Genomic DNA, 20366 nt, shown 5'->3' with positions numbered 1-20366 from the left:
ACCAGCCGGAGCGCGGCGGCCGCCGTCCCCTCCCCGACATCCGACCGACCACCGATCGACGCCCCTAGGAGCCTCATGCCTGGTCCCGGATACTCGTACTTCGGCGCCGAGGAGCGACGCAACCTCCTCGAAGTCGTCGACTCCTGGCTCGCCACCTCCGACGCGCACTCCCGCCCACCGGGCGTGGACGCCCAGGTCCGAGGCCTGGAGCAGGAGCTGTCCGCACGCTTCGACAGCCCGTACTGCCTGGGCGTCAACAGCGGCACCTCCGCCCTGCTGGCCGCGCTCGCCGCGCTCGGCATCGGCCCGGGCGACGAGGTCATCGTGCCCGGCTACATGTACGCCGCCTCCGTCTCGGCCGTCGTCTTCGCGGGCGCCACCCCGGTGATCGCCGAGATCGACGAGTCACTGACCCTCGACCCGGCCGACGTCCGGGCCAGGATCACCCCGCGCACCAGGGCCGTGATGCCCGTCCACATGCTCGGCGCGCCCTGCGACCTGTCGGCTCTCGGGCAGCTGGCCGACGACCACGGGCTGTTCCTGCTGGAGGACGCCGCCCAGGCCTGCGGGGCGACGTACCGCGGTCGTCCGGTCGGCACCTTCGGGCAGGCCGGGGCGTTCTCCACCAACATCTTCAAGGTGATCACCGGCGGCGACGGCGGATTCCTGCTCACCCAGGACGAGCGCACCTTCCAGCGGGCGTACTCCTTCCACCACCACGGCTGGTACCCGTACGGGCAGGAGAGCGCGGACGGAGACCAGCTCTTCGGCCTCAACCTGCGGATGAACGAGTTCACGGCGGCCGTGGTACGCGCCCAACTCGGCCGTCTGGACGCCATCCTGGAGCACAACCGGACGCTGGCCAGGGCGCTGGCCGCCGCGATCCCGGCCCACGAGGGCCTGCGCCCGCGCCTGCTGCACGACGCCGACGGCGACTGCGCGACCCTGCTGGTGTACGTCTTCGAGGACGCGGCGAGCGCCGACGCCGTGGCCAAGGAGCTCGGCACCCGCCCACTGCTCCAGTCGCCCAAGCACTACTACGGCGGCCTGCCCGAACTCACCGCCCTGATGGCCGGCGACGCCCGCCCGAGCCCCTTCCGCCGGCCGCCCGAGAACGTGCGGCACGACTACCGGGCCGGCGCGCTGCCGCAGACCGACTCCGTCCTGGCCCGCTCCGTCGCGCTGACCATCGGCCTCACCGACACCTACCTGGCCGCCGACTTCGGTCTGACCGCGTGCAGCACCCTGGCCGACGTCGAGGCCGTCGCCGAGCGGTTCGACACCGCCGTGTCGGAAGTGCTGGGCCGGTGACCGCCGCCGATCCGGCCGACCGCGCCGGTCGGCCGGAGGACACGGACGCGGTGCCCGGCTTCGACGACGCCGACGTGCCGGACGCCGACGTGCCCGACGCCGGCGTGCCCCACGACGCGATACCCGACGACGGGGTGCCCGACGACGCCGACGTGATCGTGGTCGGCGCCGGCTTCACCGGTCTGGCCGCCGCGCACGAACTCGCCCTGGCCGGCCTGCGCTGCCGGGTCGTGGAGTCGTCGAGCCGGATCGGCGGCCTCGCCAAGACCTTCACCGTCGGCGACCGGCAGCTGGAGCGGTTCTACCACCACTGGTTCGACTCCGACCGCGAGATCTTCCGGCTCTGCGCCGAACTCGGCTGCGCCGACCTGATCGAACGCCACCCCACCCGCACCGGCGTCTACCACGCCAACTCGGTGTACCGCCTCTCCAGCCCGCTCGACGTGCTGCGCTTCGCCCCGCTGCCCCCGGTCGACCGGGTGCGGCTCGGCCTGTCGGCCCTGCGGGCCGGCCGGGTGCGGCACTGGCGCGAACTGGAGTCGCTCACCGCCGAGCAGTGGCTGGTCCGGCTGGGCGGGCGCCGGGCCTTCGAGGTGGTCTGGCGACCCCTGCTGGAGGGCAAGTTCGGCTCCTACGCGTCCGAGGTCGGCGCGACCTGGATGTGGACCAAGCTGCACCTGCGGGGCGGCAGCCGGTCCCGCTCGGGGCAGGAGGTGCTGCACTACCTGCGGGGCGGTTCCGGCGCACTGCTGGACGCCTGGCAGGACCGGCTCCGGCAGCTGGGGGTGGAACTGCACACCGGCAGCCCGGTCGACGAGGTGCTGGTCGGCGAGCGGGGCGTCACCGGCGTCCGGATCGGCGGCCGCACCCTGCGGGCCCGCCGGGTGCTGGTGACCACCGCCCCCGGGCTGCTGGCCGGGATGCTCGACGGGGACGCCGGCGCCCACCCCGCCCTCCCCGGGCTGGTGCGCAGGCTGCGCTCCGTCCCGTACCTGGCCAACCTGTGCCTGGTCCTGGAGAACCGCCGGGCCCTGTCCGACACCTACTGGCTCAACGTCACCGACCCGGAGTTCCCCTACGTCGGCGTCATCGAGCACACCAACCTCGACGCCCCGGAGCGCTACGGCGGCCGGCACCTCGTCTACCTGTCGAAGTACCTGCCGGTCGACGCCGAGCTGTACCGGATGAGCGACGAGGAGGTCTTCCGCCACAGCCTGCCCCACCTGCGCCGGATGTTCCCGCGGTTCCGCGAGGACTGGGTGCACCGCTACCACGTCTGGCGGGCGGAGCACGCCCAGCCGGTGATCACCCCCGGCTACTCGCGGCGCGTCCCCGGGGTCGAGTGCGCCGTGCCCGGCCTCTACATGTCGAGCATGGCGCAGGTCTTCCCCGAGGACCGCGGCACCAACTACGCCGTGCGGCACGGCCGGAGCGCCGGACGGCTGATCGCGGACCGGATCCGCACCCGCGAGCGCGCGGGGCTCCGCACGACACCGACAAAGGAGGCGGTATGAACGACCTGCTGGACATCGCGGCCGCCGAGAACCTGACGGAAGACCAGGTGCACGCGCTCTACCGGAGTTTCGTCAGCCGGAGCCAGGTCTCCCTGGTCGGCGCGTTCGGCTTCGGGCACGACCTGGTCGAGAGCGCCGAGGGCTGCTGGATCACCCTGCGCGACGGACGGCGCATCCTGGACTTCACCGGCGGGATCGGCGTCCTCAACCACGGCCACAACCACCCGAGGATCCTCGCCGCCCGCCGGCGCTTCGCCGAGCAGGGCCGGATGGAGGTCCACAAGAACTACCTCTCGCCCTACGTCGCGGCCCTCAGCCACAACCTGGCCAAGCTGCTCCCCGGCGACCTCGCCATCAGCTACTTCCCCAACTCCGGTGCGGAGGCGGTCGAAGGCGCCGTCAAACTCGCCTACAAGTACCACGCGGGGCGCCGCGGCACGGTGCTGCACACCGACATCTCGTTCCACGGCAAACTGCTCGGCGCGGGCAGCCTCACCGCCTCGCCCGAACTCCACTTCGACTACCCGAGGATCCCCGGCACCGACTACTTCGGCTACGGCGACCTCGACTCCTTCGCCCTCGCGCTGGAACGGCACCGGGCACTCGACGGCGGCAGCGACGTCTACGCGGTCGTGCTGGAGCCGTTCAGCGCGTCCAGCCTGCGCGAGTGCTCGGGGGAGTTCCTCCGCGAGGTCCGCCGGCTGTGCACCGAGCAGGACATCGTGCTGATCTTCGACGAGGTCTACACCGGCTGGGGCCGCACCGGCGCGCTCTTCCACTTCATGCACCACCCGGGCCTGGTCCCCGACGTCGTGACGATGTCCAAGTCCTTCGGCGGCGGCAAGGCGTCCATCGCCGGGTACGTGGCCCGCGAACCGGTCTTCCGCCGCGCCTACGACAACCTCCAGGACGCCACCCTGCACAGCACGACCTACTACGGATTCGGCGAGGAGACCGCCACCGCGCTGGAGGCCGTCGCCGTCGCCGTCGAGGACGACTACCCGGGGCGCGCCCGCAAACTCGGCGCCGTCCTGGAGACGGGCCTACGGGACATCGCCCGCCGGCACCCCTCCCTGGTCGCCTCGACCGCCGGGTCCGGCGCCCTGCACGGCGTCTTCCTCAAGGCCGGACCGGCCTCGCTCGACCGGCTGCTGCCGCTGCTCCCGGCAGCACTCGGCCGCGACGCCAGGCTCCGCACCAAGGCGATCACCGGAGCGGTGATCGCCGCCCTCTACCGCGACCACGGCGTGCTCACCTTCTTCGGCTCCAACCACGGCCTGCCACTGATCGTCGCGCCGCCGCTGGTTGCCGAGGAACCAGAGGCGGAAACCTTCCTGCGGGCACTCGACCAGGTGCTCGGACAGGGCGCGGTACGCCTGCTCGGCCGACTGGCCAGGGAACTCGCCGCCGGGAGGCTACGCCCGTGACGGTCGACCTCCTCCTGCGGATCTGGTCGCTGCGCCACCCCGCCCTGAGCCCGCCGGGCCCCCGCGCCGCGGCACGCGCCCACATCCTCGGCAGCCTCGCCGAACTGGCCCCGCACTACCGGGCCGGCCTGGCGCTGGCCCTGCGCCTGGTACCGCTCGCACTCCTGCTGCTGACCGGCCGCCGCACCGCCACCGCCCCGCCGGCCGCCCTGCTGGCCGGGCTCAGACGGGTGGAACGGCTGCCGCTGCTCGGCCGAGCCGTCCGGACGACGGAGACGCTCGCGCTGTACAGCGGCCTCGACGCCGCCGCGGCCACCACGCCCAGGCGCACCGGGCCCGACACCGGCGGATTCCACCCCGCCGGGGACGACCCGGCCCGGCACTACCTCCAGGCGCCGCGGACCGCCGGCCGGGCGGTCTCCCGATGAGCCGCTCGGCACGCCCGATCGACTGCGACGCCCTCGTGATCGGCTCCGGCGCCGGCGGCAGCGTCGCCGCCCTCGGCCTGGCCCGGGCCGGCCGCGAGACCGTCGTCCTCGAAGAGGGCCCGCGGGTCACGACGGCCGAGATCGCGGCCGCCTCACCCGCGCAGAACCTCCGCCGCCTCTACCGCCACGCCGGACTGGCCCCCATCCACGGCCGGCCCGTCATCGCCTTCGGCGAGGGACGCTGCGTCGGCGGCACCACCGTCGTCAACGGCGGCCTGCTCTGGGAACCACCCGCCGAACTGCTCGACCGCTGGGCCCACCGGGCCGGCACCGACGGCTACCGCCACACCGACCTGGACGGCCACCTGCGCGAGATCACCCGCCGCCTCGGCGTCGCCGCCCAGCACCCCGGCGACGGCAACCGCGACTCCCGCCTGCTCGCCGACGGCGCCGAACGGCTCGGCTGGCACTGGGCCACGGCCCGCCGCGCCGCACCCGGCTGCTCGCACGCCAACCGCTGCCCGACCGGCTGCCCCTCCGGCGCCAAACAGAGCATGATGCTCAGCTACCTGCCCGCCGCCGAACGCCACGGCGCGCGCATCCACCCCCGCACCCGGGTCCTGAAACTCGGCCACCACGGCCGGACCGTCACCGAGGTCCGCGCCGTGGGCCCCGAAGGCGAACCGCTCACCTACCGGCCGCGCACCGTGGTGCTCGCCGCCGGACCGATCGGCAGCCCGGCCCTGCTCCAGCGCAGCGGCATCCACCGCCGCCACGCCGGCCGGCGCACCGCCGTCCACGTCAACCTGAAGGTCGTCGCCCGCTTCCCGGAGCCCGTACGGGCCACCAGCGGCACCATCTTCACCGCCCAGCTCCAGCACTTCCAGGACCAGGGCCTGCTGGTGATGCCCGCCAACCTCACCCCCGGCGGCCTCGCCGCCGCGCTGGCCGGCCACGACCCGCAGACCGTCAACACCCTGCTGGCGGACCTCGACCGGGTCGCCCTGTACACCGCACAGGTCCGGGTCGAGGGACCGGTCTCCGTCACCGCCCTGCCCGGCGGCCACACACTGCTGCGCCACCGGCTCACCGCCGACGACGGCACCAAGCTGCGCTCCGCGCTCCACCTCACCGCCCGGCTGCTCCTCGCCGCCGGCGCCACCGAGATCCACCCCCCGTTCCCCGGCCCGCCGCTGCGCTCGGAGGACGAGGCCAGGCAGTGCGCCGAACACAGCTCCCTCGCCGACTGGCCGCTCGTCTCCGTCCACGCCATGGCCTCCTGCCCGATGGGCGCGGCCGACCGCGGCGGACTCTGCGACGCCGCCGGAAGACCGTACGGCTTCGACAACCTCCACCTCTGCGACGCCTCGGTGCTCCCGGGCGCGACCGGCATCAGCCCCCAGGGCACCGTGATGGCCTTCGCCCACGAGATCACCGAACGGCTGCTCCAGACCACCCGACAGGAGAAGACCACCGGATGACGGACGACCTGGCACCGCACCGGCTCCCTGGCGTGATCGAGCCGGACGGCCCCGAGGTGACCTGCGACCTCGCGATCCTCGGCTCCGGCATGGGCGGATCCACCCTCGCCCACGCGCTCAGCGCCTCCGGCGCGCGGATCCTCGTCGTCGAACGCGGCGACTTCCTGCCGCGCGAACAACAGAACTGGTCCCCGGAAGCCGTGTTCGTCCAGGGCCGCTACCGCAACGGCGACCAGTGGCAGGACGCCCAGGGCCGGCCCTTCAGCCCCGGCGTCCACTACTACGTCGGCGGCAACACCAAGGTCTTCGGAGCGACCCTCCCGCGCTTCCGCGAGACCGACTTCGGCCAGGTCGCCCACGCCGAGGGCGACACGTCCGGCTGGCCGATCGAGTACGCCGACCTGGAACCCCACTACGCCCGGGCCGAGGACCTCTACCGGGTGCACGGCACCCGCGGCGAGGACCCCACCGACCCCTGGCGCTCCACCGACTACCCCCACCCGGCCGTCGCACACGAGGGCGCCGTCGCCGACCTCGCCGACCGGCTGCGCGGCCAGGGCCTGAACCCCTTCCACCTGCCGACCGGCATCGACCTGCGCGAGGGCGGCGACTGCGTGCGCTGCGCCACCTGCGACAGCTTCCCCTGCATGCTCGGCGCCAAGAGCGACGCCGACGTCCGCGCGCTGCGCCCCGCCCTGGCCTCCGGTGACGTCCGGCTGCTGACCCGCACCCTGGTCGGCCGGCTGTACACCGACGCCACCGGACGGCGGGTGACGCACGCCGTGGCGACCAGGGACGGCAAGGAGCTGACGATCCGGGCCGAGCGCTTCGTCCTCGCCTGCGGCGCCGTCAACACCGCGGCGCTGCTGCTGCGTTCGGGCCTCGCCAACGGATCGGGCCGGGTCGGGCGCAACTACATGGTGCACAACAGCACCTTCCTGGTCGCCGCCGACCCGGCCCACCGCAACCGGGCGGTCTTCCAGAAGACGCTGGGCCTGAACGACTGGTACCTCGCCAGGAACGGCCGTGCCCCGCTGGGCAACGTCCAGATGCTGGGCAAGCTCCAGGAGCCCATGGTGCGCGCGGCCCGCCCGAACGTGCCCACCGCGGTCCGGCGGTTCGTCACCCGCCGCAGCCTCGACCTCTACCTGACCAGCGAGGACCTGCCGACCAGGGACAACCGGATCACCCTGGACACCGCGGGGCGGATCACCGTGCACTGGCAGCCCAACAACCTCGGCCCCCACCAGGAGCTGGTCCGGCGCACCACCCGCTCGCTGCGCGCGGCCGGCTACCCGCTGGTGTTCACCCGGCGGATGGGCATCGAGACCAACTCCCACCAGTGCGGCACGGCCGTGATGGGGACCGACCCGGCCACCAGCGTGGTCGACCCGGCCGGGCGCACCCACGAGCACGACAACCTCTGGGTGGCGGACTCCTCGGTCTTCTGCTCGTCGGCGGCCGTCAACCCGGCCCTGACCATCGCCGCCAACGCCTTCCGGATCGCCGGGGGAGTGCTGGCCTGAGGCCGGCGTACGAACGCCAACCCGTCCGGCCCGCAGCCTGGTCGACCAGGCTGCGGGCCGGAGGTGTCGCCCGGGGACTCAGTCGGCGAGCTGCTTGGTGCTGAACGGGATGGTGACGCGGTAGTTGACCTCGTCGCCGTGGACCGGGTGACCGTCGGGGGAGAGCATCGAGTAGGCGGTGACCCGCGCGCGGTAGATCCGGCTCGGGGAGTCCCCGGTGAAGTCCTGCGGCGGGCGGGAGCGCCGCGCCCGCGCCGCCTCGTCCGGGTAGCGCCGCCGGTAGTACAGCTCGCAGCCCTCGACCAGGTCCGCGCCCTCCAGGACCTCGGCCTGCGCGAGCGCGTACAGCGCGTCGCCGCCCCCGCCGGCCGGGTTGGAGTCGTAGATCGTCAGCGCGACCGCCGGATTGGCCGCGATGTTGCGCGAGTGCAGGGTGTCCAGCCCCGAGATCCAGTAGAACCGGTCCTCGTCGTCCCAGGCGTGGGCCACCGCGCTCACCCACGGCACGGCCTGCGGCGAGGCCGTGCCGAGGGTCAGGTAGCGCGTGGAGCGGAGAAGGTCGCGTGCGGAGGTGCAGAGTTCGTCGTCCGAGCTGGGCACAGTGCCTCCGGTTCGGTGAGCTTGAGCTGCCACGGGGTCGCACAGGCAAGGGGGGCGGACCTGTCGCTCCGCCGGGCGTCCTGCGGCCGGGCGCCGGGACGCCGGTTCCTCGTGTTCTCACTGGTGCGTGTTCTCACTGTACCGAGGCCCGGCGCAGGCCAGAAGAGGGCGTCGACCCGCCCGGCCGCGCACGGAACCCGTCCCGGACCCCGACGCGCTCCTCGCCCTCCTGGGCACCCTGCTCGTCGCCGGGGACGTCGTCCTCCTCAAGGCCTCCCACGCCGTCGGCCTCAGCCGCGTCGCGCACCTCCTGCACACGGGCGCCACGGCGTAGGGCCGCGACCGGCGGCGCGGCTCCGGGGCGTCAGGCGGCGGGGAACGAGCTGAGGACGGTCTGTACCCCGCCGCCCCGGGCGAGGTTGACGAGGCTGCTGCGGCCGGCCCGGCTGAAGTAGCCGAGGACGGTGCGGTCGAGTACGGCGACGCACAGGTCCCGGGTCAGGGCGCCGACGGCGGCGGGGGCGACGCGTTCCTGGACGAGCCAGCCCTGGTGTTGTGGGGAGCCAACGAGTTCGGCCCATTCCTCAGGCCCGTGCTCGCAGCCGATGCGCACGCTGTTGCCGACGTACCCGTAGGGGGCCTTGAGGACCAGGCGGGTCCGCCCGGCGGCGGCCTGTTCGACGGTGATGCCGTCGCCGAGCTTCCGGCTCCAGGGGACGATGGTCCGCAGGGTCGCGCGCTCGGCGAACCAGTTCTCGTCCTCGAATCGGCCGCCCGGCGCCCGCCACTGGTCGAGGAGCGCGCCGATCCCGGGCGTCCGGCGCCAGAGCCGGGCGACGATGCCGGCCCCGATCACGCCGCCGGGGCTGCTGGCGTTGAACTCCAGGACCCGTACGGTCCCCAGCCGGTCGCCGAACAGGTCCAGCCGGCAGAAGTCCACGGTCAGGGACTCCGGGCGCGGGTGGCGCACGATCCAGCGGTGCAGGACCGGCGGCACGTCCAGGAAGTCCTGGAGGGCCGGGCTTCCCGGATAGGCCCGCACGATCCGCTGGAGGCAGTCCACGGCGGTGAGGACGCGCTGCCGCAGGAACGGCTCGGCCACCGGATGCAGCACGCCGATGGCCGGAAGTACCGGGAACGGCGCGGACGGTGGGGCGGCCGACCGGATCAGCTCCTGCTCCACCCCCGGCGGACCTCGTCGTGGGCCTTCAGCAGCACCGCGTGCAGGGGGTGCGGAGCCACGCCCGGGAGGGCGGTCAGGTCGCGGTCCGGGTCGAAGACCGGGACGTCGTCCACGGCGGCTCCTCAGAGGTAGAGCGGGTGGAGCCGACCGCTGCGGGCGACGTTGAGCCGGGCCTCGTGGCCGGTGCGGACGAAGGCGGAGACCAGCCGGCCGTCGACGGCGCCGAGGGCCAGGTCGTGGTGGGCGGAGGATCCGTCGGAGCCGTCGCGCAGCCGTGGGCTGGGAAGGTACTCCTGGACCAGCCAACCCTCGGCGATGGCACGTGCGGAGGCCTCGGCCCAGGCGGCCTCGCCGGTCTCCACGCCGACGACCACGCCGCGGCCGTTGGCGTCCAGCGGGCTCTTGAGGACGTACCGTTCGCGGTCCCGGGTGATCCGGCGAAGGGTCGGGCCGTCGCAAACCCGGGTGCACCTGCTGCGGCTCGACCTCACCCGCCGCAGCCGGGGGTCGTGCTCCCAGGCGGCCACGATGACCTCGATCATGCGGTGGTAGGCGGCGACGAACTCCTCCAACTGTCCGCGCAGGCCCGGCCGCAGACTCAGCGGAAGCCCCAGCGGCCGGGCCTTGCCGGCGGCCGGGTCGCCCACGGTGTGCGACTCGGCCAGCGCCCGCCCCTCCGGCGTCGTGCCGACCTTCGCGACCTGCCGGGTGAACGTCTCGTCCAGCCCCGGCCAGCTCTCGCCGTCGGCGGCCCCGCTGTCGTCGTCAGCCATGGGAACGGTCACGTCCTCGTCTGGTCGGAAGCCCGGACGGCGAACCGAGCGTAGTCATCCGGCTACGCGATCTCAAGAGGGCGGTGCGGCACCGGCACTCGGACGTGCGGGTGCCGGAGGGCGCCTACCGGATGGTGTCGCCCCGCTCCCGGACGACCGTCCAGCCGTCGCCGTCCAGCGCGTGGACGGGTGGCCGGTGCCGCACCCACAGGTGGGCGAACGGCTGGTCGTAGCCGCCGGCGCCGCCGATCACCACCACGTCCCCGGGCGCCGCGCCGGCGGGCCCCGCGATCTCGTCCGCGAACACGTCGGCCTCGTAGCAGTTTGCGCCGAGCAGCCGGTACCGTCCGCCGAGGTCGCCCGGCGCGGCGGGGAACTCGATCGGGTGCGCCCGGCTCTTCACGGTGCGGGCCAGGTTCGTTCCCCCGTCCAGCACCAGGAGTTCGCGCCCCTCACGGGACTTGCGGACCGCCACCCGGCAGACCAGCGCGCCGTGTCGCTCCACCAGGGAGCGCCCCGGCTCGATCAGCAGGTCCAGCTCGTCGGGGCTCAGCCCGGCCTCGCGGCACCCGGCCGCGACGGCGGCCGCGTACACCTCCCAACCGCGACCGGGGACGCCGCGGGGCGGGAAGCCGCCGCCGACGTCCACCGTCAGCCGGCCCTCGGCGGCCTTCGCCAGGTCCCGGATGACCTCCGCCCAGGACACCAGCGCGTCGCGGTACGCCTCGGGGTCCGACAGCGTGGTGACCCCGGCGTGCACTCCCCACACCGGCCGGCCGGCCCGGGCCAGCAACTCCCGTGCCCCTACCACCTCGTCCGGCAGCAGCCCGAACCGCGACCACGCGCCGCCGGCGCCCCGGGTGGACAGCCGCAGCCCGACCGGCGGGTGCTCGCCGGGCAGCGCGAGCAGGTCGCTCAGCTCGGTCAGCGAGTCGACCTGTACCGGCACTCCGAGGCGGCCCGCCTGGGCCAGGTCGGCCGGGCTCTTCACCGGCCCGTCGAAGACGATCCGCCCGGGTGCGAAGCCGTCCGCCAGCGCCAGGGAGAGTTCGGCCCCGGACACCACCTCCGCCGTCCCGCCCAGGGCCGCCAGCCGCTGGGTCACGGCCGCCAGCGGATTGGTCTTGTAGGAGTACGCCACCGTCAGATGCGGGAACTCCCGGCGCCAGATCCGCCCCATCTCCCGGTAGTCGGCGTCGAGTTCCGCCAGGTCGAACAGGTAGAACGGCGTCGCGCAGCGCTCCGCCACCTCCAGCGCCCCAGTCCGCAAACGATCGTTCAGCACGGTGCACCACCTCCGGGCTCGGTTCGTACGGCTGTGAAGCACGATAGGCCAGCGCCGGCGGGTTGTCAGTGCCACCTCATGTGAGGCGTGGTGTGCGGGTGCCGGTGGAGGTGCGTGCACGGATGGGAGCCGTAACCCCGGGCGGCGCAGGGGCGTTGGGGAGCTGACGGGCCCTGCGGGGGCGGAGCGTGAGGAGTGCGCCATGGGTGCGACGGGTGTCGCGGACGTGTGGATCGTCGGCCGGGGCGAGGGCAACGCGGAGATGCGGACGCTCTGCGAGGAGCTCGGCGGGCGCGGACTGCGGGCGGAGGTGGTGGACTGGGAGGGCCTGACGCCCAGTTGCGCACCGCCCGGGCGCTGCGGGCACGCGGGGCAGGGCCGGGGCGGACCGTCACCCTGCTGGCGGGCAACCTGCCGGAGACCATCGCCGCCCGCTGCGCGGCCCACCTGCTCGGCTGCCGCGTCGTGCGGTTCCACGGCGATGCGCCGGTCAGGATGCGCGCGGGGCTGGTCCGCGACGCCGAGACCCACGTACTGGTCGCCGACCCCCGGTCCGCCGCGGGCGCCGCCGCCCTGGCCGCGACGGCCGGGGCGGCCGACCTGGTCACCCTCGGCCCGGCCGAGGCCGGCGAGGACCTGCTCGCGGCGGCCGCCCGGGAGCCGGCGGAGCCCGTTCCCGGTGCCGCCCGGCCGCAGGACGTCTGCCTGATCCGCCCCACCGGCGGCACCACAGGACCGCCCAAGGGCGTCTGCGTCAGCTACGCGCAGGCCGGCGCCTGGCGGCGGGCGGCCGGGCCGGCCCACCGGCTCCTGGTGTGCACCCCGATCGCCCACGGGCCCGGCCGGCTCGCCGACCGGACACTCGCCGCCGGCGGCACCGTCGTGCTGCACGACTGCTTCGAGCCCGGCGAGGTGCTGGCGGCGGTCGAACGCGAGCGGATCACCCGGCTGTACCTGCTGCTGCCGCTGCTCCACCGACTGCTCGACCACCCCGACCTCGGGCGGCGCGACCTCGCCAGCCTCACCAGCCTGCCCTACGGCGCCTGCCGGGCGTCCCCCGCCAGGCTGGCCGAGGCCGTCCGCCGGCTGGGCCCGGTGCTCTACCAGATCTACGGCCAGACGGAGGCCGGCAGCATCAGCCAGCTGGACGCCGCGGAACACGACGTCCGGTACCCGGAACGGCTGCGCTCCGCGGGCCGGCCGCTGCCCGGCGTCGAGGTGGCCATCCGCGACGACGCCACCGTGCGCCGGATCGCCCGCGACCGCGAGCACCACGTGCTCAAAGGCCCGCTGGACACCCGGGGCCGCGGCGTGGTCATCGGGCCGGCGACCGGCGACGCGCAGTGGCAGGAGGCGGTCGAACGCGCCGGCGCCGAGGGTTGGCTGGTCCAGGAGTACCTGCCCAGCCCGCGGCTGCGCGCCACCCCGGACGGACCGGCCCCCCGGCACGACCTGGCCCTCGGTGCGGTGGACGGCCGCCTCGCCGCGGCGTTCGTCCGCACCGGTCACGAGGAGCGCCTCAGCGTCGCGGGCTCGGGCAGCCTGCACCCGCTGTACTTCTGAGCCCGCCGTACTTCTGAGCCCGCGGCGCCGAGGGCCCCGGTGGTCGTCGGCCCGGCCGCTACGCGGTTCCGGCCCAGGCGTGGGTGCCGAGGAGGGTCTTGACGTCGGAGGCGAGGCCGTTGTCGGGGTTCACCAGGAACCCCAGTTCGTAGAGGGTGTCCTTGTCCCAGTTGGTGGTGAGCAGGCGCACCGGGACGTCGCCGGGGTGGGCCTCCAGGGCGAGCTTCAGCTCGCTGACGACGCCCGGGGTGATCCGGGCGGCGGGGACGGTGATCTGGACGGGGGGCTTGGTGCCGAGTTCGGCGGAGGACATGTCCAGGGTCGTGATCTCCTGGCCGAAGATGCTCAGCGACCCGTCGCGCTCGTTGAGCCGGCCCCGGGCCGTGATGACGTTGTCCTCGATCATCTGGTCGGCCATGAGGTTGTAGGTGGCGGGGAAGAACAGCACCTCGACCGAGCCGTCGCGGTCGGCGAGGGTGATGATCGCCCAGGCGTTCCCGGCCTTGTTGATCCGGCGGTCGACGGCGGTGATCAGGCCGGCCAGCCGGACCTCCCCCTCGGTCCGGCCGGAGCCGAGGAGTTCGGCGATGGAGCTGTCGCGGTTGCGGGAGAGGATGTGCTCGGCGCCGTCGAGCGGGTGGCTGGAGACGTAGAGGCCGAGCATCTCCCGTTCGAGGCTCAGCAGTTGGCGACGCGGCCACTCCCGGTCGGTCAGTTCGAAGTCCAGGCCGATGGCCGGTCCGCCGGAGTCGCCGTCGAGGGCGCCGAAGAGGTCGTCCTGGCCGATCGCCTGCTGCTTCTTGACGCCCGTCACGGCGTCGATCGCGGTCTCGTGCACGGTGCTCAGGGACAGCCGGGTGTGGCCGAGCGAGTCGAAGGCGCCCGCCTTGACCAGGGAGTCGACGGTGCGCTTGTTGCAGACCACCAGCTCCACCTTGTCCAGGAAGTCCGGGAAGGAGGTGTACTTGCCCTTCTCCGCGCGGGTGCGCACCAGGGACTCGATGACGGGCACGCCCACGTTGCGGACGGCCTTGAGGCCGAAGCGGACGTCGCTGCCGACGGCGGTGAAGTCGACCACCGACTCGTTGACGTCGGGGGACAGGATGCGGATGCCCATCTGGCGGCACTCGGCCAGGTAGACCGCCATCTTGTCCTTGTCGTCGGCGACCGAGGTGAGCAGCGCGGCCATGTACTCGGCCGGGTAGTTGGCCTTGAGGTAGGCGGTCTGGTAGGAGACCAGGCCGTACGCGGCGGAGTGCGACTTGTTGAAGGCGTAGCCGGCGAAGGGCACCAGGACGTCCCAGACCGCCTGGATGGCCTCGTCCGAGTAGCCGCGCTCCTGGCAGCCCGCGTGGAAGGGGACGAACTCCTTCTCCAGGACCTCCTTCTTCTTCTTGCCCATCGCGCGGCGCAGCAGGTCGGCCTGTCCGAGGCTGTAGCCGGCCAGCACCTGGGCGGCTCGCTGGACCTGCTCCTGGTAGACGATGAGGCCGTAGGTGGGGCCGAGGACGTCCTTGAGCGGTTCCTCCAGCTCGGGGTGGATCGGGATGATCTCCTGCTGGTTGTTCTTGCGCAGCGCGTAGTTGGTGTGGGAGTTCATGCCCATCGGGCCGGGCCGGTACAGCGCGGAGACGGCGGAGATGTCGGCGAACTCGGTCGGCTTCATCAGCCGCAGCAGGGCGCGCATGGGGCCGCCGTCGAGCTGGAAGACGCCGAGGGTGTCGCCGCGGGCGAGCAGCTGGTAGGTGGTGGGGTCGTCGAGGGGGATCTTCTCGATGTCGACGTCGACGCCCCGGTTGGCTTTGACGATCTTGATGCAGTGATCGATGATGCCCAGGTTCCGAAGGCCCAGGAAGTCCATCTTGATCAGGCCCATGGCTTCGCACGACGGGTAGTCGAAGCCGGTGATGATCACGCCGTCCTTGTCCCGCATGTGCAGCGGGATGAGGTCGAGCAGCGGGGTGGAGGAGAGGATGACGGCGGCGGCATGCACGCCGGTGCCGCGGATCAGGCCCTCGATGCCCCGCCCGGTGTCGATGATCTTCTTGACGTCCGGCTCGTTGTCGTACAGCGCCCGGATCTCGGTGCCCTCGTTGTAGCGGGGGTGCTTCTCGTCGAACAGGTCGGCCAGCGGCACGCCCTTGCCCATGACGTCCGGCGGCATCGCCTTGGTGATCCGGTCGCCCATCGCGAACGGGTAGCCGAGGATGCGGTTGGCGTCCTTGACGGCGGCCTTGGCCTTGATCGTGCCGAAGGTGTTGACCTGCGCGGTGTAGGCGGCACCGTACTTCTCGGTCACGTAGCGGACCATCTGGTCGCGCTGGCGGTCGTCGAAGTCGATGTCGACGTCCGGGGGGTTGATGCGCTCGGGGTTGAGGAACCGCTCGAACAGCAGGTCGTGCTCCAGCGGATCCAGCTGGGTGATCCCGGTCAGGTAGGCGACCATCGAGCCGGCCGCCGAACCGCGGCCGGGGCCGACCGGGATGCCGTTGTCCCGGCCGTACTGGCAGATGTCGGCGACCACGAGGAAGTAGGCGTCGAACCCCATCGGGGTGATCACGCCCATCTCCAGCTCGATCCGGTCCAGCACGTCCTGGCCGGGGCTGTCCCCGTAGCGGTGCTTGAGGCCGATCTCGATCTTCTTGCGCAGGAACGAGGCCTGGGTCTCGCCCTCGGGCACGTCGAACTGCGGCATCCGGTCGACGTAGGTGAAGACCTCCTCGTACGACTCGACCCGCTCGGCGATCGCCAGCGTGTTGTCGCAGGCCTCCGGCAGCTCGCGGAAGAGTTCGCGCATCTCCTCGGAGGTCTTGACGTAGTAGCCGGTGCCCTGGAACTTGAACCGCTTCGGGTCGTCCTTGTTCTTGCCCACGCCGACGCAGAGCAGGCTGTCGTGGGCGTCGGCCTGGTCGGCGGTCACGTAGTGCGAGTCGTTGGTGGCCAGCAGCGGGATGTCCAGCTGCTTCGCCAGCCGCAGCAGGTCCTCGCGGACCTGGCGCTCGATGTCCAGGCCGTGGTCCATCAGCTCCAGGAAGTAGTTCTCCTTGCCGAAGATGTCCTGGTAGGCGCCGGCGGCCTTGACCGCCTCCTCGTACTGCCCCAGCCGCAGCCGGGTCTGCACCTCGCCCGACGGGCAGCCGGTGGTGGCGATGATGCCGGCCGCGTTCGCGGCGATCAGCTCGCGGTCCATCCGGGGCTTCATGTAGTAGCCCTCCATCGACGCGGTCGAGGAGAGCCGGAAGAGGTTCCGCAGGCCGGTCGCGTTCTGTGCCCACATGGTCATGTGGGTGTAGCGGCCGCCGCCGGAGACGTCCTTGCCGCCCTCGCCGTCGGCGCCGGTGGGGCGCTGTCCGCCCGGCGACCAGAACACCTGCTTCTTCAGGAAGCGCGAGGCCGGCGCCACGTACGCCTCGATGCCGATGATCGGCTTCACCGAGGTCTTGGCGGCGGCGTGGAAGAACTCGTAGGCACCGAACATGTTGCCGTGGTCGCTCATCGCGATGGCGGGCATGCCCTGTCTCTCCGCCTCGGCGAACAGCTTCCCGTTCTTGGCGGCCCCGTCGAGCATCGAGTACTCGGTGTGGACGTGCAGGTGGGCGAAGCTGTCGGACACGGTGCGGTGCTCCTCGCGGGACTCGTTCGGGGAAGGGTCCAACGCTAGTCGGTCCGGGTGAACGACACGCCGGGCCGGGGGGAGGCGGGCCCCCGGCCGCGAGGTCTGGTATGGGCGAACGCGTGGGCCCGCCCGGTGCCGCGTGCCACCGGCACCGGGTGCGCACCCGTCGTGGCCGGGCTCAGTCGAGGCCGCGGGCGTGGCGGAGGCGGTCGGTGAGGGCGTCCGGGGGGATCAGCGGGGCCGGGTAGTCGGCGTCGAGGAGCCAGGGGCGGTGCGCGGCGCGCCCCGGCAGGTGGGCGAGTTCGGGCACCCAGCGGCGTACGTACGCCCCGTCCGGGTCGTAGCGGTCGGCCTGGCGCAGCGGGTTGAGCACCCGGTTGGGGCGGGTGTCGGTGCCGGTGCCCGCGACCCACTGCCAGTTGAGCTGGTTGTCCGCCACGTCGCCGTCGACCAGGAGCGACAGGAAGTGGGCGGCCCCGATCCGCCAGTCCAGGTACAGGTTCTTCGCGAGGAAGCCCGCGGTCAGCAGCCGGGCCCGGTTGTGCATCCAGCCCTCCTCGGCGAGCTGGCGCATCCCGGCGTCGACGATCGGGTAGCCGGTGCGGCCCTGCCGCCAGGCCTCGGCCTCGCGCTCGTCCCGGTGCCAGTGGTCGTCCCGGGTCCGGTAGTCGCGGTGCGCGGCGTCCGGGCGGGCGGCGAGGACCTGGTGGTGGAAGTCACGCCAGGCGAGCTGCCGGACGAAGGCCTGGGCCCCCTCGCCGTCGTGCCGCAGGGCGCGCTCGGCGAGTTCGGTGGGGGACAGGCAGCCGAAGTGCAGGTACGGGGAGAGCCGGGAGGTCGCGTCGGCGGCGAGGTCGTCGTGCACCTCGGTGTACGCGTCGACGTCCCAGCGCCGCCACCGCGCCCTGGCCGCGGTCTCGCCGCCGGGCGGCAGCGCGGGCGAGAGCGGCCCGGTGAGGACCAGGTTCTCGCTGCCGAGGCCGCCCGGGGTGTCGAGCGCCCGGGGGGCGCGCAGCACCGTGCGGCGCGGCGCCTGCTGCCAGGCGCGGTGGTACGGGGTGAAGACCGCGTAGTGGTCACGGCCGGCCGGGGTGATCCGGCCCGGCGGGACCACGGTCACCGAGGCGTCGTGGACGTGCAGCCGGTCGCCGAACAGTGCCCGCAGCCGTGCCTCCCGCCGCTGGGCGAAGCCGCTGACGCCCGCCGCGACGTGCACGGTGGCGGCGCCACCGGCCTCGGTGCCCGTGGCCTCGGCGGCGACCCGGGCCGTCTGCTCGGCGGGCTCGCCGCGGCGCACGGTCAGCCGGGAGCCGATCCGGCGCAGCGAGGCGTCCAGGTCGGTGAGGCAGTCGGCCAGGAACGCCTGCCGGTTGGGCGCGGCGAACCCGGCGTCCTCGACGGCCGGGTCCAGGACGAACAGCGGGACGACCCGGTCGGCCGCGGCCCTGGCGGCGTGCAGCACGGGGTTGTCGTGCAGTCGCAGGTCCTGGGTGAACAGGGCGATCGATACGGTCACGGGTGGTGCCTCGCAGGTGGTGCCGTCGGGGTGGTCGGATGCTCCTACCCGGGTTCGGAGCCGCCTGCGAGGTGGATTGGTCCGAATGGCCGACGACCGTCGGCCGGTGCGGGCCGCCGGTCCGGATCGGTGGTCCGGGGCTCAGGTGCAGTGGGAGTACCGGTCCACGTCGGACTCGCTGTCGGGCTGGTAGTCGTTGGTGAAGACCGGGTCGGCGGCGACGATGCTGGGCAGGTTGTCCCGGAAGTGCTGCACCCACTTCTCCCTGAGGAACTCCCTGACGTGTCTCATGATGGTGCGGCAGGTGTCCTGATGGCCGGCCTGGAGCCCGACTCCGTAGTAGTTGAGCGCGCCGAAGGTGAGGGGCAGGACCTTCATCCTCCCCGGGTACAGCTGGGTGAAGCCGTAGAGGATCGTGGCGTCGGTGTAGACGGCGTCCGCCCGCTTCTCCAGGAGGTCCTGCACGCAGGTGGCGAAGTCCGTGTGGAAGTAGAGGGAGCTGGGGATGAGTCCGGCCGGGGTCGGGCCCGACGGCGAGGGCACGCCGGCGGCGGAGGTGCTTCCCGTCACGGTACAGATGTGCTTCTTCGCCACGTCGCCGGGAACGGTGATCCTGTTGTCGTCGGACCGCACGAGCAGGGTCTGCCGGGTTTTCAGGTAGGGGCCGGCGAAGTCGACCAGAGCCTGCCGGTCGGGCGTCATCGAGTAGGAGGCGATGACGAGTTGGACCGCTCCGCTGGTCAGCTTGGACTCCCGCTCGTTCGAGGGAATGTCGATGAAGTTCGGCTTGAAGCCCATCTTCTCGGCCAGGTACTTCGCCAGGTCGAGATCGAATCCGGAGCTGGAGTACGCCGTCTTCAGGTTGAGACCGGGCTGGTCGTTCTTCACCCCGATGTTCACGTGTTCGCCGAGCCAGGCCGGCTGGGTGGTCGATGCCGTGGGACCGGGCGGCGAAGGAACGGGCTGCGGAGGAACGGTCCCGCCTCCGCCGCCGCCTCCGCCGCTGCACCCGCTCAGGACGGCGGCCGCGGTCAGCACGGACAGTCCGATCCGCCGTCCGGTGCCGTTGACGAGTGTGCGCATGCGTCCCCCAGTTCGGTCGGACCGGACGGACCGCCGAGGTCTCAGGCGACCTTGGCGGAGAGGTTCAGGCTGCAACCACGGTCCTCGTTCTCGACGGCCACCGTCACCGTGACCGTCCCCGAAGCGGGCGGGAGGCTGACGGTGAAGCCCGAGGCGGCCTTGCGTACCTCCAGCTGGTTCCCCAGGGAGCCGTTCGCCCTGAGCCGGGTTCCGGGCACGCAGTTGGAGGCGGACGTGGCGTCGTGCACGTCGAGTGACAGGGTCACCCGCGTGCGGGTGGACGGGACCTCCAGGGTGATCAGTGCGGGGTCACCGCCCGGACTCATGCCCAGGTAGTTCTGGAAGTCCCGGATCACCGGCGGGCCTTCCGGGCCGTTCCAGTCGTAGGACAGTGCGGCGACGGCCAGGGCCACCAGCAGGACGAGCACCACCGGTGCCGCCACCCTCATCCGTGACTTCGACCGAGGGGGAACCAGCAGGACGGTCTGGTTTCCGCTGCCGCTGTGGCTGGCCACGTGGCCGGTGTTGACGAGGGTGGTGTCGTTGGTGGCGCGGGCCGCTCCGGGGGCCGTTCCCCCGGTCTCCGGTGGAGGGTTCTCAGCCATGGTCAGAACGTGATGTGCTGGTCACCGCTCCCACTGTGGCTGACCATCTTTCCGTTGTTGACGATGGAGGTGCTGTTGAGCGGGCCCGCCGAGAGCTGGGCGGCCAGCTCCTGGAGGTCCGGGGCCGCATCGCCGATCCGCCAGAGCCCGAGGACCCGCTGCCGGTCCTGGTCGGAGAAGCCCTCCCCGCCGCCGGGCAGCCGGAGGGACTCGCGGAGCTGTTCCAGTTCGGTGTCCTCCTCGACCTGCTCCACCGCCCGGTGCCTCGACAGGATTCCCCGGACCCTGTCCCTGATGGTGCTCCATCCGGCGTTCACCATGAGGGTGACCAGCGCACTCAGCCCCGTCGTGATCACGTCGTCCATCGTCAACTCCCCGTGAATTGCGTGATGTTGGCACATCATACGGCAAGGGGTGCGCCCTCGGAGAGGGGAATGACGGAGCGCTCGCAGCTT

The 20366-nt window shown here is 72.8% G+C and carries 18 protein-coding genes; 8 read left to right on the top strand and 10 right to left on the bottom strand.

The annotated features are described in order from the left end of the window. The first annotated feature begins 75 nt into the window (after positions 1–75). From ACIQOW_RS10660 to ACIQOW_RS10635, 6 genes are read left to right on the top strand one after another with little or no spacing between them, the layout of a single operon-like run. Positions 76–1311 (top strand): DegT/DnrJ/EryC1/StrS family aminotransferase, encoded by a 1236-nt coding sequence (locus ACIQOW_RS10660; RefSeq protein ID WP_401082424.1) that lies wholly within the window; start codon positions 76–78, stop codon positions 1309–1311. After that, positions 1308–2825 (top strand): NAD(P)/FAD-dependent oxidoreductase, encoded by a 1518-nt coding sequence (locus ACIQOW_RS10655; protein WP_401082421.1) that lies wholly within the window; start codon positions 1308–1310, stop codon positions 2823–2825. The genes ACIQOW_RS10660 and ACIQOW_RS10655 overlap by 4 nt, the downstream gene beginning before the upstream one ends. Beyond that, on the top strand, positions 2822–4252 hold the full coding sequence (locus ACIQOW_RS10650; protein WP_401082418.1) for an aspartate aminotransferase family protein: 1431 nt from the start codon (positions 2822–2824) through the stop codon (positions 4250–4252). Before ACIQOW_RS10655 ends, ACIQOW_RS10650 begins: the two co-directional genes overlap by 4 nt. Then, positions 4249–4680, top strand: a complete 432-nt coding sequence (locus ACIQOW_RS10645; protein WP_401082416.1) for a hypothetical protein — start codon at positions 4249–4251, stop codon at positions 4678–4680. Before ACIQOW_RS10650 ends, ACIQOW_RS10645 begins: the two co-directional genes overlap by 4 nt. Next, the gene (locus ACIQOW_RS10640; RefSeq protein ID WP_401082413.1) at positions 4677–6161 is read left to right on the top strand and encodes an FAD-dependent oxidoreductase; all 1485 of its coding nucleotides are present in this window, start codon (positions 4677–4679) and stop codon (positions 6159–6161) included. Before ACIQOW_RS10645 ends, ACIQOW_RS10640 begins: the two co-directional genes overlap by 4 nt. Continuing rightward, entirely contained in the window at positions 6158–7687 is a 1530-nt protein-coding gene (locus ACIQOW_RS10635; protein WP_401082410.1) for a GMC oxidoreductase, read from the top strand. The genes ACIQOW_RS10640 and ACIQOW_RS10635 overlap by 4 nt, the downstream gene beginning before the upstream one ends. Positions 7688–7765: 78 nt before the next feature. Here ACIQOW_RS10635 and ACIQOW_RS10630 read toward each other — a convergent pair whose 3' ends face one another. Then, on the bottom strand, positions 7766–8287 hold the full coding sequence (locus tag ACIQOW_RS10630) for a pyridoxamine 5'-phosphate oxidase family protein (protein WP_401082407.1): 522 nt from the start codon (positions 8285–8287) through the stop codon (positions 7766–7768). Positions 8288–8414: 127 nt separating this feature from the next. On the opposite strand from ACIQOW_RS10630, the gene ACIQOW_RS10625 reads away from it, so the two are divergent. Then, positions 8415–8621, top strand: coding sequence for a hypothetical protein (locus ACIQOW_RS10625; protein ID WP_401082405.1), 207 nt, complete (start codon positions 8415–8417; stop codon positions 8619–8621). A 30-nt stretch (positions 8622–8651) separates the two neighbouring features. On the opposite strand, the gene ACIQOW_RS10620 is transcribed toward ACIQOW_RS10625, so the two are convergent. The 4 genes from ACIQOW_RS10620 to ACIQOW_RS10605 form a co-directional block, all read right to left on the bottom strand. After that, on the bottom strand, positions 8652–9470 hold the full coding sequence (locus ACIQOW_RS10620; protein WP_401082403.1) for a hypothetical protein: 819 nt from the start codon (positions 9468–9470) through the stop codon (positions 8652–8654). Further along, on the bottom strand, positions 9455–9583 hold the full coding sequence (locus ACIQOW_RS10615; RefSeq protein ID WP_401082401.1) for a hypothetical protein: 129 nt from the start codon (positions 9581–9583) through the stop codon (positions 9455–9457). The genes ACIQOW_RS10620 and ACIQOW_RS10615 overlap by 16 nt, the downstream gene beginning before the upstream one ends. Before the next feature lie 9 nt (positions 9584–9592). Next, complete coding sequence (locus ACIQOW_RS10610; protein ID WP_401082399.1) at positions 9593–10243, bottom strand: hypothetical protein; 651 nt, start codon at positions 10241–10243, stop codon at positions 9593–9595. A gap of 124 nt (positions 10244–10367) precedes the next feature. Beyond that, positions 10368–11528, bottom strand: coding sequence for a hypothetical protein (locus ACIQOW_RS10605; protein WP_401082397.1), 1161 nt, complete (start codon positions 11526–11528; stop codon positions 10368–10370). A 339-nt stretch (positions 11529–11867) separates the two neighbouring features. Between ACIQOW_RS10605 and ACIQOW_RS10600 the strand changes: the two genes are divergently transcribed. After that, positions 11868–13091 (top strand): AMP-binding protein, encoded by a 1224-nt coding sequence (locus ACIQOW_RS10600; RefSeq protein ID WP_401082394.1) that lies wholly within the window; start codon positions 11868–11870, stop codon positions 13089–13091. 58 nt (positions 13092–13149) lie between these two features. On the opposite strand, the gene dnaE is transcribed toward ACIQOW_RS10600, so the two are convergent. The 5 genes from dnaE to ACIQOW_RS10575 form a co-directional block, all read right to left on the bottom strand. Beyond that, positions 13150–16704 carry a DNA polymerase III subunit alpha gene (gene dnaE, locus ACIQOW_RS10595; RefSeq protein WP_401082391.1) on the bottom strand — a complete coding sequence of 1185 codons (3555 nt, stop codon included), beginning with the start codon at positions 16702–16704 and terminating at the stop codon, positions 13150–13152. Positions 16705–16885: 181 nt separating this feature from the next. After that, positions 16886–18223 carry a cryptochrome/photolyase family protein gene (locus ACIQOW_RS10590; RefSeq protein ID WP_401082388.1) on the bottom strand — a complete coding sequence of 446 codons (1338 nt, stop codon included), beginning with the start codon at positions 18221–18223 and terminating at the stop codon, positions 16886–16888. 141 nt (positions 18224–18364) lie between these two features. Continuing rightward, the gene (locus ACIQOW_RS10585) at positions 18365–19306 is read right to left on the bottom strand and encodes a transporter substrate-binding domain-containing protein (RefSeq protein WP_401082385.1); all 942 of its coding nucleotides are present in this window, start codon (positions 19304–19306) and stop codon (positions 18365–18367) included. Positions 19307–19347: 41 nt separating this feature from the next. Next, the gene (locus ACIQOW_RS10580; RefSeq protein ID WP_401082382.1) at positions 19348–19911 is read right to left on the bottom strand and encodes a hypothetical protein; all 564 of its coding nucleotides are present in this window, start codon (positions 19909–19911) and stop codon (positions 19348–19350) included. A 2-nt stretch (positions 19912–19913) separates the two neighbouring features. Further along, positions 19914–20276 (bottom strand): hypothetical protein, encoded by a 363-nt coding sequence (locus ACIQOW_RS10575; RefSeq protein ID WP_401082379.1) that lies wholly within the window; start codon positions 20274–20276, stop codon positions 19914–19916. Positions 20277–20366: the final 90 nt, after the last annotated feature.

Source organism: Kitasatospora sp. NPDC091335 (assembly GCF_044757205.1).
Classification (GTDB): domain Bacteria; phylum Actinomycetota; class Actinomycetes; order Streptomycetales; family Streptomycetaceae; genus Kitasatospora.
Note: the sequence above shows the minus strand (reverse complement) of the source record. Positions and strands in the feature narration are given on the sequence as shown.

What these genes read in the sequence shown, in the direction of transcription:
- ACIQOW_RS10660 (WP_401082424.1), top strand. Translation starts at nt 76, where the DNA reads ATGCCTGGTCCCGGATACTCGTACTTCGGCGCCGAGGAGCGACGCAAC.
- ACIQOW_RS10585 (WP_401082385.1), bottom strand. Translation starts at nt 19,306, where the DNA reads ATGCGCACACTCGTCAACGGCACCGGACGGCGGATCGGACTGTCCGTG.
- ACIQOW_RS10610 (WP_401082399.1), bottom strand. Translation starts at nt 10,243, where the DNA reads ATGGCTGACGACGACAGCGGGGCCGCCGACGGCGAGAGCTGGCCGGGG.
- ACIQOW_RS10635 (WP_401082410.1), top strand. Translation starts at nt 6,158, where the DNA reads ATGACGGACGACCTGGCACCGCACCGGCTCCCTGGCGTGATCGAGCCG.
- ACIQOW_RS10650 (WP_401082418.1), top strand. Translation starts at nt 2,822, where the DNA reads ATGAACGACCTGCTGGACATCGCGGCCGCCGAGAACCTGACGGAAGAC.
- ACIQOW_RS10580 (WP_401082382.1), bottom strand. Translation starts at nt 19,911, where the DNA reads ATGGCTGAGAACCCTCCACCGGAGACCGGGGGAACGGCCCCCGGAGCG.
- ACIQOW_RS10640 (WP_401082413.1), top strand. Translation starts at nt 4,677, where the DNA reads ATGAGCCGCTCGGCACGCCCGATCGACTGCGACGCCCTCGTGATCGGC.
- ACIQOW_RS10575 (WP_401082379.1), bottom strand. Translation starts at nt 20,276, where the DNA reads ATGGACGACGTGATCACGACGGGGCTGAGTGCGCTGGTCACCCTCATG.